This window comes from Sedimenticola selenatireducens (assembly GCF_007625115.1).
GTDB lineage: Bacteria > Pseudomonadota > Gammaproteobacteria > Chromatiales > Chromatiaceae > Sedimenticola > Sedimenticola selenatireducens_A.
The window spans coordinates 42,153-60,288 of record NZ_VMNH01000022.1 but is presented as its reverse complement, the minus strand read 5'-3'; the positions used below and the strand labels follow the sequence as shown (position 1 = coordinate 60,288).

Sequence of the window (18,136 nt, the reverse complement as noted above, 5' to 3'; positions counted from 1 at the left end):
ACCAGTCCCCTTCAGGCATGCCAAACGGGACAGTCTCTAGGGAGCCATCCCGCTAAGAATCAATGTATTTTCCGGGAGCGACCACACAGAACAGCATAACCGCTAACCGGGGGGATTCTACTTGAATCGGAGTAGGTATGTCCATGCAACTCCGGGCAAAAATCACAGGTTTTGTTCGGTCCATGCCACAAGACCCTTTGAATCCATCGCCCCCGAAACCCTGGCAACCTCTGCTCCCGCCTTGAACAGGATCAGCGTTGGAATGCTTCTTATCCCATATTTTGCAGCAACCGACTGCTGCTCTTCGGTATTTATCTTGATCAGCTGCACTCTGGGCTCAAGCAGGCTGGAGGCCTGCTCAAAAGCGGGCGCCATCATCCTACAGGGTCCACACCAGGGCGCCCAGAAATCAACCAGCAGGGGGATTTCACTTTTATTCACAAACCGATCAAAATCATCTTGATCAAGTGATAAGGGCACTGCAGTAAACAGGGCGCGCTGACAGCGACCACAACGGGGCTGATCCCCCAGCTTGGCATCAGGAACACGATTCACCACTTTGCAATGGGAACATACAACATGCACCATCTCTTCCTCCATAAAATGCGATAGATAAACCTAAATAAGGCTATTACTGATAAAAGATGGGTTCAGCTCATAAGTTTTCAAGAATACGCTAATGGATTTGAAATGAAACCATGGATCAATCAACCCTTGCTGAATAAAGGATAAGCAGGGTATGGTCTGATTGGTATTACCTCGGCATAAGATGCAGGAATCCAATGAATCAGAACATCGCCCTCCCTACTCTCGGATTTGGACTACGCCTTCGCGCCGATTATCTCCACAGTATTCTCAATGACAAGCCCGAACTGGACTGGATTGAAATTATCACCGAGAACTTTCTGGGCGCCAGCGAAGAAGCACTGAATCAGCTTGAGCAGATCAGATCAAGCTATCCTATTGTGATGCATGGCATCTCACTGGCGATAGGAAGCCCTTGGCCACTTGATCAGTCGTATCTTGATCAAGTGAAAAAGCTAGTCGATAGAATTAACCCCGCCTGGATCTCGGACCATCTTTGCTGGAAAGGCGCCGATGATGTTCAGGGACAACTACTCCCACTGCCCTATTCAGAGGATACCCTGGAACATGTGGTCTCTAGAATCCACCAAGTTCAGGATTTTCTTGGCAGACAGATATTGCTAGAAAATGTCCCTATTGAGCAGAAGAGTACCCAAGAAATGCCGGAAGTTGAATTTATCCGCGAGGTGGCTGATCGCTCTGACTCCCTGATACTGATTGATATCGGAAACTTACTTGCCAGCAGCATAAATCAGGGATTCAGTGCCATCGATTATATCAACCAGATACCTGCAGGTCGGGTACAACAAGTTCATCTCCCCGACATCACCTTTGAGGCAAACGCAGAGAATGGGGGCGACAACATCCCCAACATTACTGGCCCAATCTGGCAACTCTATACGGAAGTCCTGGATAGATTCGGCCTCGTCACCACCATGATTGAACGTGAAGACACAATACCTACCCTGGAAGGGATACTCTGCGATATCAAAAAGATACGCAAAGCCACGGAGCATCACCTGAATAAAAACTAGTTGGCTTCTACAGTGGTTAGTTCGATCACATTAATCGCATCCCCAGTGACCTCCCAGCGCAAATCAAAATCATACAGGCGGATACCATAAACACGTCCGGGCAACGACTCTCCCGAATAGGCCGGTCGTGGGTCGGTTTCCAGTAAGCGCGTGATAAAGGCGACAAGCTCCATCGGCCTCTCTCTTGAATTGATTTGCTGCTGAGCCAATTCAGAAAACAGGACTTTAAACCGAACCTCTGGTGCGACCGGCGCAAAACCGGAACAGGCATCCGGGATGCTATCGACATAGACGACATAGGGTTTAATGTCGATTACTGGCGTGCCATCCAGTAGATCAACGCCTGAGAGATCAAGAATCACCTCGCCATTCTCACACCGTACCCCTTCCAGCTTCACAACCGACAGACCAATCGGATTGGGCCGAAAGGGAGAGCGGCTGGCAAACACACCGACCCGCTTGTTACCGCCCAACCGGGGTGGACGCACCATGGGCTGCCATTCGCTGCGTATCGCCTGATGAAAGACAAATTGAATCCAAACATGGGAGTAACCCTCCAGACCCACCACCGCCTCTGACCGATTATAAGGCGCAGACAACACCAGCTCAGCCCGCGCCTCCTTTATCAAACCTGGCTGACGCGGTATACCGAACTTCTCCTTGTAGGGAGAGTGGATGATGCCGATAGGTTCAAATTCAAAGTTCATTTTTTACCCATTCACCAAAATGTTAATTACTCAAACAGGTAATTGCATTATTCCACGATCGCTTCTTGATCAATAAAGATACCCTTCGAGCGTAAAGCAGGGAGGAGAATCTGATCAGAAAACGGGCAACCCGTAGTTCCCGAATTCATCTGCGCTTTCTTGTTGCCAAATTTTGCGAAATGGCCCTCAGCTTTGTTCAGTAAATCCAACATACAAATGTAACCCTCCGACCACGCCTGCACACCCCCAAACACCCGACAAAGTGATTTAAGAATCATGAATCCAGAGAAATCCAGATCCCGCCAGAAACACCTTGAACTCAACTGCCTTAGCGTCAATCCTTCTTTAAGATGATCTGCGATGGATAAAAATGCCCTGACCACTTCCACCGCACTTTTCCCAGAAACTCGCTGAGGACGCTGAGCAAGCAAATCCCATGCGTTGAAAATATCATGATCCTTATCTAACGCATCTAAAACGTGGTTTTCCATTGTTCACTATAGGAGACGTTGACCGGACGAGTAAGGCAGGCTCATATTGATGCCTCCTGGCATTCGCGATAATGGTCAGTACGACACCTGCTAACCAATGACTTTAATAACAACCATGTTCGATCTGAATCATCATTATTTTATACATAGCGAAGACTGACACCCTTAAATACTGATGGATTTGCGCCGATTTTTTTACAAATACGGCTGCACCCTGTGTCGGTTTTTTTTACATACAGCAGAAACTTGAATACGTAATCGAAATAACACATTCCTTATTCATTTGATTTTCATAATAAAAACAAATATGGCACAAAAAATGTACGGAAAATGATAATTAGGGTATTTTCCACGCATAATAAACTCACTGGAGTATTTCTGTTATGAAAAATCTTTACGCAGCACTCGCCTTTGCAGGTCTGGCCGCCATTTCGGGTGGTGCGAATGCAGGCGCAATCCACGATGCGGCGCTGTTCACCAACGTCTTGGGAGCCAACGACGACGGCTCGACGGGCTTGGTTAATCTGGGCTTCACAGCCAACATCAACAGTACAAATTACACCCAGACCTACGTTAACAACAACGGCAATATCACTTTTAACAGTGCCATGGGAACCTACACACCATCCGCTATCAGCAACGGCTCATTCGGCCCCATCATCGCCCCGTTTTTCGCAGACGTAGACACCCGGGCATCGGGATCTAATACTGTAACCTACGGCAGCGCGTCGCTGGGTGGATTCAACGTCTTCGGTGTCAACTATATCCATGTTGGCGTATATGGCCAACAGAGCATCTTCAACGACTTCCAAATGATCCTGACGGATCGATCCGATATCGCGGCAGGCGATTTCGACATCCAGTTCAATTATGACACGATTGTCTGGGAGGCAGGCACTGCAAGTAGCGCGCCTTCGGGTGGCCTGTGCAATGACCCAGTGAATTTCCCGAGCTGCGTATCGGCGCTGGCTGGTTACTGGACCAGCCCCACATCGAATTCCACGCTGAACGGCTCGCTGGTGCACGGTGCACTGGTTGATGGCGGCGTGAACGCGCTGATCAGCAACTCGTTGAACTCCAACACGCTTGGCCAGTACAATTTCCAGGTGCGCAACGGCCAGGTCGTGAATCCTAACCCCGTGCCAGAACCCGTGTCGTTGGCACTGCTTGGCATCGGCCTCATGGGATTGACTGCCGTACGTCGTCGCAAATCGGCCTAATCACTGATAGACCGAACACCATAGGCAAGACGGCAGCCCACAGGCTGCCGTTTTTTCTTTGCCCGGCAAGGCCAGTACGGACATCTGAAATCAGTGTGACATCCAAATCTACACTGTAAGGTACGTTACAAATACCGTAGCAGTAGGATTTAAAATTACGCTTCAGGTGTTAATTACCCAAATAGACAATTTGATCATCCAGCAATCGCCTCTTGATCAATAAAGATACCCATCGAACGTAAAGCAGGGAGAAGAACCTGATCGGAAAACGTGCAACCCGTAGTTCCCGGATCCATCTGAGCTTCCTTGTTGCCAAATTTTGCGGAATGGCCCTCAGCTTTGTTCAGTAAATCCAACATACGAGTGTAACCATCCGGCCACGCCTGCACATCACCAAATACCCCGCGAAGTGATTTAAGAATCATAAACCCAGAAAAATCCAAGTCCCCCCAAAACCACAACGCCCAATTACACTGACACGCTTTGATCCACCATTTTAAAAACAGATCTCTTGAGGCCACATGGCTTTGTCCATGTAGATGAATAGATACACCCTCGGCATTTCTAATTCGACCGGCCGCCCCCTTAAATCCAGCCATGTACACAATAGCCGTCGTTTCACTAGTAGCTAACCCGCCCGCTAGTACATGTATATAAGTATCCTGATTTTCGATAAAAAGCACATCTGAAATAGCCTGTGGGAGATAAACATTAACCACTACAGGTCGTGGTTGAATAAGTAGATCAGGATAAAGTTGTTGAACAAACTCCTCTTTAGAGTCCAAATATTTAGACTGCCCCCAAAAACACCTTGAACTCAACTGCCTTAGCGTCAATCCTTCTTTAAGATGATCTGCGATGGATAAAAATGCCCTGACCACTTCCACCGCACTTTTCCCAGAAACTCTCTGAGGACGCTGAGCAAGCAGATCCCATGAGTTGAAAATATCGTGACCCCTCTCGACAGCATTTAAAACAGCCGTTTTCCATTGCTCAGGATAGGGCACATTAACCGGACGATTAAGCCAGTTTCTGAGTATCTTCTCCGCCTTATCCTCTTTCCCAGAAAGTAACCGGATCATCGCTCCATGATAAACGGGCTCATATAAGCCTCTTCTGCCATTCTCGGTAATAGTAAGTACGACCCTCTCTAATGACTTTAACAACAACCATGTTCGATCTGAATCGTCATTATTCTTAAAGAGCTTTTTCATCTTAACGGGAGATAGCTTTATACTCAAAGACCTCCGCCGCACCTCTTGGGATTTATCATCGAGCCTTGTTATGAATAGGTTCAACAAGCCCACTATTTCCGGTTCATCCTCCAACCAAGGTGGTCGCTCAACAAGATGGTTACTCTCCATAGTCAACAAAAACTCCATTTATATGCTTTCTTTGATTATTCGGCCACCGCAAACTCTTCCATAAAATCCAATTCCGCCTGGTGATAAACATTGCGACGATGATTGGCCCAGAGTGTCTTGATCCGTTCCTGATTGCACTGTTTACGATCCACCAACACCCGGGTATGGAGTTGTCCACGCAGTTGCGCGCTCGGTACCTTGGCAAATACGAACTCGTGACTGATCAGATCCATAAAGGGTCCGCATTTACTGGTTGGCATGATAAACAATAACTGCAACCCCAGCCGCTCCGTCAGATAGCTGATCACCTCGCGTGAACGGGTCTCATCCATCTTGGAGAATGCCTCATCCACCAGCACCATCCGAAGATGGGTATTTCCTTCGGCAAAACGGAATGCGGAAGTGATAGCGGCGGAGCGAATAATATAGGCGGGTGTCTCCAGCTGACCGCCCGAGCCAGTGCCATATTCACTCAGCGGGATAGGCTCTTTACCCTCGACCTCTTTGTAGATCTCATAGCGCCGGTAATTGCGATAATCCGCAATACGTTCCAGATCCCGCATGGCGTGCTGCTCATCCTCATGCAGCAACATCGCCATCAACTCATCCAGCACCTTGCGGGATTTGGCTGACAACTCCACCTCAAACAGGGTGGCCTCATCCGTGAGCACCGGATTTTTTACCACCTCCTGGAAGAAGCGGGCATAATCCCGGTATTCAGGAATCCAGTCACTATCAAAACGGAAGGTCTCCCGGTCAGCGCCAAAATGGTGGTGCTGCAACTCGCGATTCAACTGCTCAATCTGTCGCTTACCATCATTCAGGGCCTGGTGAATAGTGTGGCAGAGGTGGGTGACGAAGGCATTATTGAACGCCCCCTTCAGTTCATTGAGTTGTTGATGCTTCTCAACAAGAATATTGTTTTTCAGGATGTTGTAGACCCGATCAATATCACGTTGCAGCAAACAGATCTGGCGAAACAGCGCCGCGTCATAGTCACCATTGAAAGAGGGATAGATGATGGTATCGGCCGGGCGGCAGTGCTGGTTGTGTGCCTTGACCTCTTCTTCTGCACGCCGCTCTGCTGCATGAAGATTTCGCTCCAGTTCATGGCGGAAGTTTTTCGCGATCTGAACATCCAGATCACGGGCCTCCTCGTCAGCGACCTGCAGCCGTGACTCGGTATCAAACTCTGGCCAGACAGCGGCCAATTCATTCAGTGCGGCCTCCCGCTCCTCCAGTCGTGACTGATTCTGTTCTTGCAGATCACTCAACGCCTTGAGCTGTTTGTGTATCACCTCCAGACTGGAGCGCGTCTCCCCCAACTTCTGATTGAGACGGCCCTTCTGCTCTTCCAGACCACGCTGCTCCTGCTTCAGCTGTTGGAGCTGAGTCTCCAGGTCTTCATGTTCATTCAGGTCAAGCTGTTTCAAGAGACTATCAACCCGATGGATCTGCAGATGCGTATCCATGACATATTTCAGACCTTCCGCATAACAACTCTCTTTCAGACGATCCACTGACTGCAACAGATAAGTGATCTGTTGTAGCTGATCGTTGGCCTGGTTCCATTCAACCTCAATGAGTGACAACTCTTCCAGTTTGGCGTGTAAGGCCCGCTCCCGTGCCGCCACCCCAAATACCAGATCCGCATCCGCCAGATCACAGCGCCACATGCTGTAGCCGCCAGAGGCCATGCCGTCTTCGGTAATACCCCGGCGGGTCATGCGCAGGGTTTCAGCCGAACCAACCCGCAGCACCGAACCGTAGCTGGCGGTCAGATAGGCCTTTGCCACGGCGTGGGTGAACTCAAGGGCGTGAATAATTGAATCGGGATGGAGCTCACTGCGGGCAGCATCCTTTGCCGCCTTATCTCCCTGAACCACCCGGGCCCGATTGTCCCGGCCCGACATACCGCGAACGGCCCGTATGGCTGCCGCCTCATACTCCGCCTCCACCAAGATGGCGTAACGCGCACCGCCGAGATACCCCTCAATAGCAGATTGCCAGCGCGGATCTTTTACTTCCACATGATCACACAACACACGCGGATCAGCCCCGGGGCACTGCTGAGCGATCACCTTGACGGCTCGCTCCACAAACGGCGGATAGGTGACCTGATTGGCATTGAGCCGTTCGATCTCCTGCTGTTTATGCCGACGTTGATCGGTGAGTTGCTGATAGCGAGAGCGCCGGGCATGTTGTGTCGCTGCCAACTGGCTCCTGACCGATTCCTCATCACCCTGCGTATGCCAGAACGCATGCCAACGGTTGTGAACCTGCTGTACCGATTGGATCTGCTCCAGACTGCGTGATAGCGCGGGTATCTCTCCCGAAAAATCTCGCTGAACCAGGTTATGCAGCTCTGGAATCATCGCCCTTTCGCTGGCAACCACCTCCTTGACCAGCGCATCCACTTCCAAGTGATTCAACAAAGGAAGATCGACTTTGAACTGCTGAGTCGCCAGCAACTCACTCATCTCCCGACTGACCTGTATGTTCTCGCTGACGATCTGATCCTGCGCCAGTAGCTGCTTGGCCTGTTGCACCAATTGCGTATCGAGCTGACTGCGTTCCCGTTCCAGGGCGTCTTTTTCACGCAGTGCTTCAATGCCCTGGCGCTGTGCCTCCAGTGAAATCAGCTGATCGTGCAGCTGATCGCTCTGCACTACAATCTCGGCAATCTCTCTTTCAGTCTCACGCTGTATCTGTTGCTGTGTCTGCTGTTCACGCTTTCCGCGCAGATAATCATCCTGTCTGAGCAGATATTCCGCCTGCGCCAGCGTGTAATCCAGCACATTCAGTTCACTCCACTGTTCTATGTAGTGCTGGGTATGACCCTTGGCACGCTGCAGAATCTCGATTGACTCGACCAGATTGGCGGCATCACGCTCCATGCCATGGATTGTCTTCAACTGACTGGAGACCGAACGCACGGCTTCACCAAGATCCTTCTGCTCGAGAATCTCATCCGCTACAAAACGGTTGATGCCCTTGATCGGCTTATAGGACATGAAGCGCGAGAAGGCCCGGGCCGCAGCAATCGCCTCCGCTTCGGCCACCGCATCGGACTTACCCCTCAACGCCCCATACAGACGCCGCAGATAGGCCTTTTTGGTCTCATATTTTTCTATTCGACGCTTACCGAATTCAGCAATCAGCAGTGTCTGAAAATCCGGTAACGGCACCACATAGCGTCCGGCGCTGTCCTCTCGCACGAAGTGTGACAGGCCCAACGATTCACCGGTGATAATAAAGAATTGCGCATCATCCTGACGTGCCACCGTATTACTGCCGGTGGTATCCAGGTAGGCACGTACCGCTATCACGGCGGTAAACGGCTCCCCGCCTTCACCTTGCGTGGGATGAAATACGGCTGCCAGATAACCATCCGTTGGATCGAGCCGGGCATAGCTGCCGTCATCACAACCCAGCACATAGGAAGAGAGTGTGCGCACCCGCTTGCCACCGCGGCCCCGTTGGGTTGTCTCATCCTGACCTGGATTGTATTGAAACAAATTTTCATGCGCGGCGGTCATGACTGTTTGTATGGCATCCGCCGCCGTGGTCTTGCCTGAACCATTACCTCCAGAAAAGAGATTCACCGGACCAAAGTCGAATTCAAGATTGGGAATATTGCCCCAGTTGATATAGACAAACTGCTTAAGAAACATCTTCCACCTCAGACGCTGCTTCAGCAGGCAGCGCCTGCTCAATGGCCGTGATCGCCTCATCGTTCACAAAGGTAACGATCATCGGGTGGATCTTTATCCAGGCCTCGCCGCTCTCCATCTCATCATCCGACCTAAACTCGATGAGCCTGAGTTGGCGCAAGCGGTTAAACACTCGTTTCCGCTCGACAACCTTATCCGGCAGCGTACGACCCAACAGATTGCGCATGGCAATAGAGAGTGATTCTACCGACTCAAGTACATAGCCCTCTTCATCCAGCTGACCCTCGCGCAACGCCTTGTCATATTGCAGACGTAACACCAACAACAGTGCCACCTCATCCTGGCGCAACCGCGCCCTGAGACCACCGGTAAACGCCGTGTCACTCACATCTTCCATTCCAGGGACCTGTGCACCTGGCGGATAGAGCCGCAGGTAGGCGAAACGCCGATCATGGAATAACGTTATGCCAATCACATCCAGGTACTCTTCCACCAGCGATTCAATACGAACAAAACGGTCATAGAGTTGCTGCTCCGTCTGATTCTCGGCACGGCAGAGCACACCATAGTTGAGCAACCGGATACAGAGCTCCCGAAACTCCTGCAGGCCAACGCCCTCTTGCTCAAGACTCTCAACGAGACATTCAGTCAGCATGTTGCTCTCTTTCTATCAGTTCAATAGTAAATTCGTCGGACAGATCAAAGTAATCACTGGTCACTCGATTTTGAGTCGGGGTGACCTTGAAGGCAAACTCCGGCGTGACCAGTGAGCCCACTTCAATCGCATGGGCACTCATAAGTAGCTCCCGCGCATCGCGCACAGGAAGGTGCTGGCTCTGTATACGGTGCCCTTCGCACAGAGCCTTCACCAGATAATCCCGCTGACCCTGGCTATTAAAGGTAAATGCAAGATCCACAGCCGACTGGACAAACATCGACTTGCGCGAATCACGGTCATCACCCACCTCCTCCTCAACACCGGCATTCACCAGGCGCGGTTTGCGACCCACGTGTAACCGCAGGCCTTCAGGATCAACAAAGCCAACATCCAGCACAGATAAGGCCTCACCTGCGGCATCCAGCGCCTGAAGCTCCACTGCTTCAGGCGATTGTCGCAACTGATCACAGAGAGAAAACAGACGGTTCTGACTAGCCGCACCGGTATAACTGAGTTGCCGCATAATGATATCAGCACGACGGGTAAATCCATTCAGCGCCTGACGCAGTGCCGGCAGCATCACGGCCGAGGCGTTATGCATACGGGTTTCGATGCCGTCGAGAATCGTCAGATAGACCGAGCGATTAGTATGTTCAATCAACTCCGGCGCCATACGGCGCAACTCACGCTCGGCTTGTGCCTTGAACTCCTTACGTTTACGCCGTGCCTTACTGATCAGGTCACTAATCTCATCCCGATACTTCTCCACCGAATCCGCCGACAGCCGAATCGCCAGATCCGGCATAAAACGCTTTTCCATGAAATCAAAAAACTCATCCGAAGCGCGCTGCACGACCTGCTGCGCCTCTACCTCTTTCACCAGTTGGCGCTTACGTTCATCCAGTTCAGCAATGACATCCGAAAAATCAGAGATAATCCGTTCCGAATACTCAAAGGCATCCAGCAAATCATAGACCTCCCCTTTATCAAGAAAGGACTGCAGGGCGTTGCGGGTATTGCGGGTATTGCGGTGGCGGGTACGAAAACGCCCGCCGGAAGCCTCCACCATAGGCTGCGTGAACATCCGGCCGTAGCGGGTAAAAGCGTACGTACTGTGCAGCGTGGCCTCATCCATCTGCCGCTCAAGCCAGCCATACTCCAGGAGTTGATTGAGAATCCAGTTGGCCTGCTCACGCTGGCTCCGGGCAGGGGCACTGTACGCGTCGGCATCATCTTCGTCCAACACCGGACTGCGGGCTATCGCCTCTTCAAGAATCTCGATTATCTGATCCCGATTAAAACTACGGCTGTAATCCGCTAGCGAACCATATAATCGCGCATAAAAGAGACTGAGACAGTCAACAATCTGACCACGATACTTACCATTGAGCAGCCTGAAAAAGTGCTCCCGACCCTCCGAAAAAAACACTCAGGCAATCTCACTTTTCTGGGGAATTGATAATGTGATGTTGTAGCTGTGGTGGGTAATCATATGCTCTATAAAGAAGTTCCCGGCTTACACCACCGCCATACCGATGAATGGGTGAAATCACATAAATAAATTGGCGGAGAGGGAGGGATTTGAACCCTCGGACCCCGCAAAGGGTCAACTGATTTCGAATCAGTCCCGTTCGGCCACTCCGGCACCTCTCCAATTAGCCTATTCATAGCCTATTTTCGGCTGGTGTTATTATCCTCATAGCAAGACATCATGACAAACAATTAAAGCCTTATAAAAACAATAAGATAGATATCGCTTCGCGATCTAGTAAAACCTACTCTAGAATAGGCGGTCGAATAGCGAAGAATTCAGCCATGATTAACGCCAAGGCAAAACATCAAGATACCTGATGCATATTTATAAGTTCTTCACCTTACTGCTCTGCTTGATGGTAGTCAGCTGTAGCATCCCGAAACCTCTAATCGAGCGGATTAAGGAGGAGGGTCAATTGATTGTGGTGACTCGCCTGAGCCCCACCACTTACTTTAAAGAAAAAGAGGAGATTCGGGGCCTGGAGTATGAACTGGTCGAGCAGTTTGCCGAGGAACTGGGCGTCAAGGTGAAATACATCATTCCTGAGAGCTTCGATCAGATCCTGCCAACGATTACCCGTAATGAGGCCCATTTTGCAGCCGCGGCTTTAAGTGTAACAAAAGCCCGGGAAGTGGCCGTGCGATTTACCCCTGAATATCAAACGGTCTCTGCACAGCTTGTCTACAAGGCAGGTAAACGGCGACCAAAAAAGATTACAGACACCATTGATGGTGCTCTGGAGGTACTCGCTGGCAGTAGTCATGAGGAGCTGTTAAATCAATTAAAAAAAGAGCATCCGGAATTGAATTGGTCTGCCCTTCAGTCGGTAGAAAGTGCAGAGCTGCTCAACCTAGTCAATGAAGAGTTGATTGATTACACCATCGCAAATTCCAATGAAGTATCGCTCGCCAGACGCTTTCACCCTGAACTAAAGGTCGCCTTTGAGTTGGGAGAAGAACAATCACTCGCCTGGGCTTTCCCACATGCGGAAGATAACAGTCTCTATAAAGCTGCCAAGACCTTTATCAACAAAATCAAGGATGACGGCTCACTTGAACAGATGCTGGAGCGCTATTACGGCTATGTAGAGAAACTGGGGTTTGTGGATAATCGCACCTTTGCCCGCCACCTGGTGCAAAGACTGCCTCCACTCATCCCTTTCTTCAAACAAGCCTCTGAAACAACAGGAATAGACTGGCAGTTGCTCGCCGCTATTGGTTATCAGGAATCACACTGGAATCCGGACGCGGTATCCCCCACCGGGGTCAAGGGAATCATGATGCTGACCACTGCTACCGCTAAACAGATGAATGTTGAAGATCGTACCGACATCGAAGAGAGCATATCCGGTGGCGCCCGTTATTTACGCAGAATGCGGAGAAAGCTACCGGAGCGAATTCAAGAGCCCGATCGTACCTGGATGGCACTGGCTAGCTACAACGTTGGGTTAGGGCATCTGGAGGATGCCAGGATACTGACACAGCGAAACAATGGCGATCCGGACAAGTGGTCTGATGTAAAACAACATCTACCTCTATTAGCACAAAAGAAATACTACAAAACGGTAAAGCATGGTTTTGCGCGGGGCAAAGAGCCGGTCCATTACGTCGATAATATTCGCAGCTATTACGATCTACTGGTCTGGCACAACAAAAAACAGAAAAAGAAAAAAACCGAGGCGATCATCAGCACAATGCCCGCCGTGTTGTGAGCAAAAGATCAGCGGCGAGATCGAAAGAAATTTCGCAAGAGGTTTGCACACTCTTCCGCTAACACGCCACCTTCCGCTTTGACATAGTGGTTAAACCGATCATCTGATGGCAACAGATTAAAAACACTCCCGGCCGCGCCCCCTTTGGGATCTGTTGTGCCGTACACCACACGATCGACACGGGAATGGACAATCGCCCCGGCACACATAGGGCAAGGCTCTAGCGTGACATAGAGGGTTGTGTTGGGCAGACGATAATTGGCCACACGGCTCCCAGCATCCCGCAGCGCCATAATCTCTGCATGTGCCGTGGGATCACTGGTAGTAATCGGACGATTCCATCCCTCACCGATCACCTGGCCATCCAAAACCAACACGGCACCAACCGGAACTTCGCCTTCTATTTCAGCACGCTGCGCCAGAGCAATGGCTTGGCGCATGAATAACTCATCCTGATTCGATGATGCGCTGTCTCTCAGATTGTCGACTTCAGTGATTCTCATCCGATTGCACATTTGCATAACAATTCACGTAATTTCAACGAATTATACTTTTTCATAGCGTCGATGCCAGCAAAAGCACCCTAATCACAACATGCTATAGCTAATCCATTTTGAAGAAGATCGGCGCTGGAGACCGAAAGGGCCTGTTGCAGTTGACCCAACATCTATACCCCCTTCTGCTCTGCATACACTGCCTTCGTCTATTCAACTGCCTTCGGAAGATCGACCGCCAGCTCGTCGATCACTTCTCGCTTGGATAGATCTTTGGCAAGCAGCACATAGGCCGTCGGCAACACGAACAGCGTCAAAAGGGTCCCGAAGGTCATGCCCCCGACGATCACCCATCCGATATCCTGCCGGCTTTGCGCACCCGCTCCCGTCGCCATGGCGAGAGGCAGGGCGCCCGCCACCATGGCTGACGTGGTCATCAGGATCGGGCGCAGCCGCAGCCCTGCCGCCTCGATCACCGCGTCCCGGACCGACTTACCCTGTGCTTGGAGAGTGTTGGCGAATTCGACGATCAGGATGCCGTGCTTGCTGATCAAGCCGATCAGTGTTACCAGACCAATCTCACTGTAGATGTTCAGGGTTCCGTCAGTCAGGTTGAGTGCGAGCAATGCACCCGTCATGGTCAACGGCACTGTAAGCATAATGATGAGCGGATCCACAAAACTCTCGAACTGCGCCGCGAGCACAAGAAAGATGAACCCGAGTGCCAGCACAAAGACGAACAGCAGACTACTACCCGTCTCCTTGAATTCGCGGGACTCGCCAGACAAGTCGTAGCGCGCCGACTGCGGCAGGACGCGCTGAGCAGCGGACTCGAGAAAATCAAGTCCATCACCAAGCGAATATCCGGGCGCGATATTGCCAGTGATCGTGGCCGAGCGGAATTGGTTGAAGCGATTCAGCTCCTTGGGGGCGACGGTCTCGTGCATCTGAACAAGGTTCGACAGCTGTACCATCGTTCCAGCGCGACCGCGCACGTATATGTCATTGAGATCACCGGGTGTACGGCGATCATCAAGTGCGACCTGGACGATAACGTCGTACTGCTCACCGTTCTGATTGAAACGCGTCACCTGCCGGCCGCCAAGCAAGGTTTCCAATGTCCGTCCGACAGTCAGCACGCCCGCGCCCATGTCAGCCACCCGGTCGCGGTCCATCACCACATCGATCTGTGGCTTGTTCAACCGGAGATCGCTATCGAGATTGATAAGACCAGGATATTTCTCGGCCTCCGCAAGGATCGATTCCACATACTCATCAAGTTGTTGGTAGCTCTCTGGGGTCTGGATGACAAACTCGACTGGCTTATTGCGGGCACTCTGACCGAAGGATCCGGGGTTGTTGCCGAAGGCGCGAACGCCCGTAACCTTTTTAAGTTTTGGACCAAGCTCACGCAGGATTTCCATCTGAGTACGCTCACGCTGTTCCCAGGGAATAAGCGGGGAGAACGAGATCAGTTCGGTTACCGCACGTGAACCGATGATGACGAAAGAGTGCTGCACCTCGGGGATATCCCGCAGCATTGCCTCAAAATCTGCCACATAGCGACCGGTGAAATCGATGGTCGAGCCTTCGGGTGCATTACCGGCGGTGAAAAGCACGCCACGATCCTCAATCGGCGCCAGTTCCGACTTTAGCCCTGTGAGAAGGAAGTAGCCTGCACCTGCGGCGATAAGCGCGACGGCCACGACCACGGGACGCATGCGGAGGGTGATTGTGAGAATCTTATTGTAACTGGTATCGAGTCCACGGATGAATCGCTCCAGAAAATTGTACGCCCGACCATGAGTCTCATGTTCGCGGAGCAAGCGAGAACACATCATCGGACTAAGCGTCAGCGCCACGAGACCAGACACCAGGACCGCGCCAGCCAAGGTCAGAGCGAATTCCGCGAACAACTTACCGGTTCGGCCCGGCGCAAAGGCAACTGGCGCATAGACTGCGGCAAGCGTCAGTGTCATCGCGATTACGGCACTCGAAATTTCACGTATACCCAAGACCGCTGCACGAAACGGCTTCATGCCCTTTTCGACATGACGGTGAATGTTCTCAAGTACGACAATCGCATCATCGACAACAAGACCGATAGCCAGAACCATTGCCAGGAGTGTCAGTGTATTGATGGAAAAACCCATCAAGTCCATCAGTGCAAAGGCACCAATGAGCGAGACCGGAATCGTGACGAGAGGGATAATCGTCGCCCTTACGGTCCTCAAAAAGAAGAATATGACGGCGACGACGAGGGCGACTGCCTCGGCAATGGTGACATATACAGCCTCAATAGAACGATCGATAAAAATGGACTTGTCGTAGGCTATAGTGGCGTTCATACCCTGGGGTAAATCGCGGGACAGTTCGGGCAAGATCTCACGCATAGCAACGGACACGTCGAGAGGGTTGGCGGTCGCCTGTTTGACCACACCAAGGATGACCGCACCATTGCCATTGAACCGGGTAATGCGCCGCTCATCCTGAGGCCCCAACTCCACTTTCGCAACATCGCGCAGGCTCACCGGAAAGCCGCCTACATCCTTCACGACGACACGCTCAAACTCTTCCGGCGTCACCAAACCTGTTCGTGACAGGACGGTAAACTCCCGGTCCAGGCTCTCGATCCGGCCCGAGGGCACTTCCACATTCTGCTCACGCAGAGCGTTCTCTACATCCGCAACCGTCAGGTCATAGGCAGCCAAGCGGGCACGATCGAGCCAGATGCGCATGGCGTAACGCCTTTCGCCAAAGATTCGTACCTCAGCAACGCCAGGAATATTCTGCAGGCGGTCCCGGACGTAGCGGTCGGCATAATCGGAGATTTCAATCGGCTTATGGCGATCACTGGTGAAAGCAACATAAATGATCGCCTGTGCATCCGCTTCCACCTTCGCGATTACCGGCTCATCAATCTCGGTAGGCAACCGGCTACGAACCCGCGCCACGCGGTCACGCACGTCGCTTGCAGCGACGTCAGGATCGGTGGTCATGCGAAACCGCACAGTGATCAGACTTTGTTCCGGCTTGCTGCTCGAGGTCATCGTGTCGATGCCTTCGATGCCGGCGATGGAGCTTTCAAGAACCTGGGTGACCTGGGTCTCGATGATCTCGGCGCTGGCGCCTTGATAGCCGGTCTTAACGGAGACGACGGGCTCATCAATGTTCGGATATTCCCGGACGGTGAGCCGTGAATAGGAAACGATACCGATCAGAATAATGATCAGGCTCATGACTGTCGAAAAGACAGGCCTGCGAATGAAGAATTCGAAGAACCCCATCTCAAGTACCAGCGCGGGGCTTAACGATTGTTACCCGGCTACCGTCCCTGATCTGCTGGTGTCCGGCCGTGACAACGACGGTATCGCGATCCACTCCGCTGCGTACTTCGACAAAGCCCGGTTGGCGCTGGCCCAGCTCAATCTCCGTCTGCACTGCACGTCCATCCACAATCCGGTAGACATAACGTGCCTGGCCGTCCGCAAATACCGCTGGCTCAGGAATCAGCAATGCATTTTCGCGCCGCTCGACGACAATCTGCACTCGGGCGAACAGCCCCGGAGACAACCGACCGTTAGGATTCGGTATTTGGGCACGCAGTCGAATAGCGCGCCCGTTTGCATCCACGATGGGATCGATAACGTAGACCTCACCATCAAAAACCTGACCCGGCAGGGCATCGACGGTGACGCGAACGAATTGGCCCGGCTGTAAGCTAGGGAGGGCGAGTTCCGGCACTCGAAAATCCACCTTGATCGGATCAATATCAACGAGTTCCACGATGTGGTGACCTGGACTGACATAGGCCCCAATACTCACCGAACGCACCCCGATCACACCCGAGAAAGGTGCCGTAATCGTCGATTTCTCTAGCCGCGCCTTGGCAAGGGCAAGGTTCGCTTGAGCCGACTGATAGGCAGCGACCGCCTCGTCACGCTCACGGAACGAGCCAGTACCCTGCTTTGCAAGGGACATCATCCTATTTCGGTTTGTTTCGGCAAGGGCCAGTTCAGACTGCGCCTTACTCAATTCCGCTTGCAGGATGGTAAAATCAAGTTCAACCAAGACCGCACCCGCTTCAACCTTGTCACCTTCGGCAAACGGCATGCGTGCAATGCGCCCGGCAATTTCCGGCGATACAACGACCGCCTCGTTTGGCTTCAAGGAAGCGACCGCATGGATGGTTTCGAGCACTGTATCGACGGAAACTTGCACAGCCTCGACCGATACGACCTTCTCAGCCGGTGCGCTAGCAGCATTGGCTGAATGCAGAGAGAGTGGTGCTTCTGCACCCTGTTGCAGGAAGAGATAGGCGACACCCAAGAGGGTAACTATTAAGGCTCCTACAAGCCCCGAGTGATAAGGCCCACGCATTGCAATGATCTACCCGCCGCTGATTTCTGAAGCTCAGATCGAACGAAGCTATCCTATCGAATCAGACGGGTCAATGGCTAAGAATTGCGGGATCACCAAACCCCAGCCATTGAATCATCAGTTCACTGTCCACTGCCACTGAGACCAATCAGCTGTTTTCCGCGTCACGCTCCCAGCAATCTCCTTTGAGGTCCAAGGAAACGACCACCCTGTTGGCTATTTTGTGCGCCAATTGCGTGAGTTTGGCACTGGTCGGCGCATTAGCATACCTCGCATTTCAGAGG

Annotated in this window: 13 protein-coding genes and 1 tRNA gene; 3 read left to right on the top strand and 11 right to left on the bottom strand. The window is 51.9% G+C overall.

The features are described from left to right. Window positions 1-162: 162 nt before the first annotated feature. Window positions 163-588 carry a thioredoxin TrxC gene (gene trxC / locus FHP88_RS14485; protein ID WP_303777312.1) on the bottom strand — a complete coding sequence of 142 codons (426 nt, stop codon included), beginning with the start codon at window positions 586-588 and terminating at the stop codon, window positions 163-165. A gap of 194 nt (window positions 589-782) precedes the next feature. Between trxC and FHP88_RS14480 the strand changes: the two genes are divergently transcribed. Further along, window positions 783-1,619, top strand: a complete 837-nt coding sequence (locus tag FHP88_RS14480) for a DUF692 domain-containing protein (protein WP_144359806.1) — start codon at window positions 783-785, stop codon at window positions 1,617-1,619. Here FHP88_RS14480 and tsaA read toward each other — a convergent pair. Together tsaA and FHP88_RS14470 are read right to left on the bottom strand one after the other, a co-directional pair. Beyond that, window positions 1,616-2,326 (bottom strand): tRNA (N6-threonylcarbamoyladenosine(37)-N6)-methyltransferase TrmO, encoded by a 711-nt coding sequence (gene tsaA, locus FHP88_RS14475; protein WP_144359805.1) that lies wholly within the window; start codon window positions 2,324-2,326, stop codon window positions 1,616-1,618. The genes FHP88_RS14480 and tsaA overlap by 4 nt on opposite strands. A gap of 47 nt (window positions 2,327-2,373) precedes the next feature. Continuing rightward, window positions 2,374-2,817 carry a hypothetical protein gene (locus FHP88_RS14470; RefSeq protein WP_144359804.1) on the bottom strand — a complete coding sequence of 148 codons (444 nt, stop codon included), beginning with the start codon at window positions 2,815-2,817 and terminating at the stop codon, window positions 2,374-2,376. Between the two features lie 383 nt (window positions 2,818-3,200). On the opposite strand from FHP88_RS14470, the gene FHP88_RS14465 reads away from it, so the two are divergent. Continuing rightward, window positions 3,201-4,037 (top strand): PEP-CTERM sorting domain-containing protein, encoded by an 837-nt coding sequence (locus FHP88_RS14465; protein ID WP_144359803.1) that lies wholly within the window; start codon window positions 3,201-3,203, stop codon window positions 4,035-4,037. A 194-nt stretch (window positions 4,038-4,231) separates the two neighbouring features. On the opposite strand, the gene FHP88_RS14460 is transcribed toward FHP88_RS14465, so the two are convergent. The 5 genes from FHP88_RS14460 to FHP88_RS14440 all read right to left on the bottom strand — a co-directional run bounded on the left by FHP88_RS14460 (window position 4,232) and on the right by FHP88_RS14440 (window position 11,386). Then, window positions 4,232-5,419, bottom strand: a complete 1,188-nt coding sequence (locus FHP88_RS14460) for a Wadjet anti-phage system protein JetD domain-containing protein (RefSeq protein ID WP_144359802.1) — start codon at window positions 5,417-5,419, stop codon at window positions 4,232-4,234. 17 nt (window positions 5,420-5,436) lie between these two features. Further along, entirely contained in the window at window positions 5,437-9,075 is a 3,639-nt protein-coding gene (locus FHP88_RS14455) for an ATP-binding protein (RefSeq protein WP_144359801.1), read from the bottom strand. After that, a complete protein-coding gene (locus tag FHP88_RS14450) occupies window positions 9,065-9,730 on the bottom strand; it encodes a DUF4194 domain-containing protein (RefSeq protein ID WP_144359800.1) in 666 nt (221 codons plus the stop codon). The genes FHP88_RS14455 and FHP88_RS14450 overlap by 11 nt, the downstream gene beginning before the upstream one ends. Further along, window positions 9,720-11,162 carry a Wadjet anti-phage system protein JetA family protein gene (locus tag FHP88_RS14445; protein WP_144359799.1) on the bottom strand — a complete coding sequence of 481 codons (1,443 nt, stop codon included), beginning with the start codon at window positions 11,160-11,162 and terminating at the stop codon, window positions 9,720-9,722. The genes FHP88_RS14450 and FHP88_RS14445 overlap by 11 nt, the downstream gene beginning before the upstream one ends. A 134-nt stretch (window positions 11,163-11,296) precedes the next feature. After that, window positions 11,297-11,386 (bottom strand) — tRNA-Ser (locus FHP88_RS14440). 197 nt (window positions 11,387-11,583) lie between these two features. On the opposite strand from FHP88_RS14440, the gene mltF reads away from it, so the two are divergent. Further along, window positions 11,584-12,978, top strand: a complete 1,395-nt coding sequence (gene mltF, locus FHP88_RS14435) for a membrane-bound lytic murein transglycosylase MltF (RefSeq protein WP_144359798.1) — start codon at window positions 11,584-11,586, stop codon at window positions 12,976-12,978. Between the two features lie 8 nt (window positions 12,979-12,986). On the opposite strand, the gene tadA is transcribed toward mltF, so the two are convergent. The 3 genes from tadA to FHP88_RS14420 form a co-directional block, all read right to left on the bottom strand. Further along, window positions 12,987-13,481, bottom strand: a complete 495-nt coding sequence (tadA, locus tag FHP88_RS14430; protein ID WP_144359797.1) for a tRNA adenosine(34) deaminase TadA — start codon at window positions 13,479-13,481, stop codon at window positions 12,987-12,989. Between the two features lie 200 nt (window positions 13,482-13,681). Beyond that, entirely contained in the window at window positions 13,682-16,759 is a 3,078-nt protein-coding gene (locus FHP88_RS14425) for an efflux RND transporter permease subunit (RefSeq protein WP_144359796.1), read from the bottom strand. A 1-nt stretch (window position 16,760) separates the two neighbouring features. After that, on the bottom strand, window positions 16,761-17,852 hold the full coding sequence (locus tag FHP88_RS14420) for an efflux RND transporter periplasmic adaptor subunit (protein WP_144359795.1): 1,092 nt from the start codon (window positions 17,850-17,852) through the stop codon (window positions 16,761-16,763). Window positions 17,853-18,136 lie beyond the last annotated feature (284 nt).

Coding starts and splice junctions, on each gene's coding strand:
- FHP88_RS14460 (WP_144359802.1), bottom strand. CDS start 5,419: ATGGAGTTTTTGTTGACTATGGAGAGTAACCATCTTGTTGAGCGACCA.
- FHP88_RS14450 (WP_144359800.1), bottom strand. CDS start 9,730: ATGCTGACTGAATGTCTCGTTGAGAGTCTTGAGCAAGAGGGCGTTGGC.
- FHP88_RS14465 (WP_144359803.1), top strand. CDS start 3,201: ATGAAAAATCTTTACGCAGCACTCGCCTTTGCAGGTCTGGCCGCCATT.
- FHP88_RS14455 (WP_144359801.1), bottom strand. CDS start 9,075: ATGTTTCTTAAGCAGTTTGTCTATATCAACTGGGGCAATATTCCCAAT.
- tadA (WP_144359797.1), bottom strand. CDS start 13,481: ATGAGAATCACTGAAGTCGACAATCTGAGAGACAGCGCATCATCGAAT.
- FHP88_RS14425 (WP_144359796.1), bottom strand. CDS start 16,759: ATGGGGTTCTTCGAATTCTTCATTCGCAGGCCTGTCTTTTCGACAGTC.
- tsaA (WP_144359805.1), bottom strand. CDS start 2,326: ATGAACTTTGAATTTGAACCTATCGGCATCATCCACTCTCCCTACAAG.
- FHP88_RS14480 (WP_144359806.1), top strand. CDS start 783: ATGAATCAGAACATCGCCCTCCCTACTCTCGGATTTGGACTACGCCTT.
- FHP88_RS14420 (WP_144359795.1), bottom strand. CDS start 17,852: ATGCGTGGGCCTTATCACTCGGGGCTTGTAGGAGCCTTAATAGTTACC.
- trxC (WP_303777312.1), bottom strand. CDS start 588: ATGGTGCATGTTGTATGTTCCCATTGCAAAGTGGTGAATCGTGTTCCT.
- FHP88_RS14470 (WP_144359804.1), bottom strand. CDS start 2,817: ATGGAAAACCACGTTTTAGATGCGTTAGATAAGGATCATGATATTTTC.
- mltF (WP_144359798.1), top strand. CDS start 11,584: ATGCATATTTATAAGTTCTTCACCTTACTGCTCTGCTTGATGGTAGTC.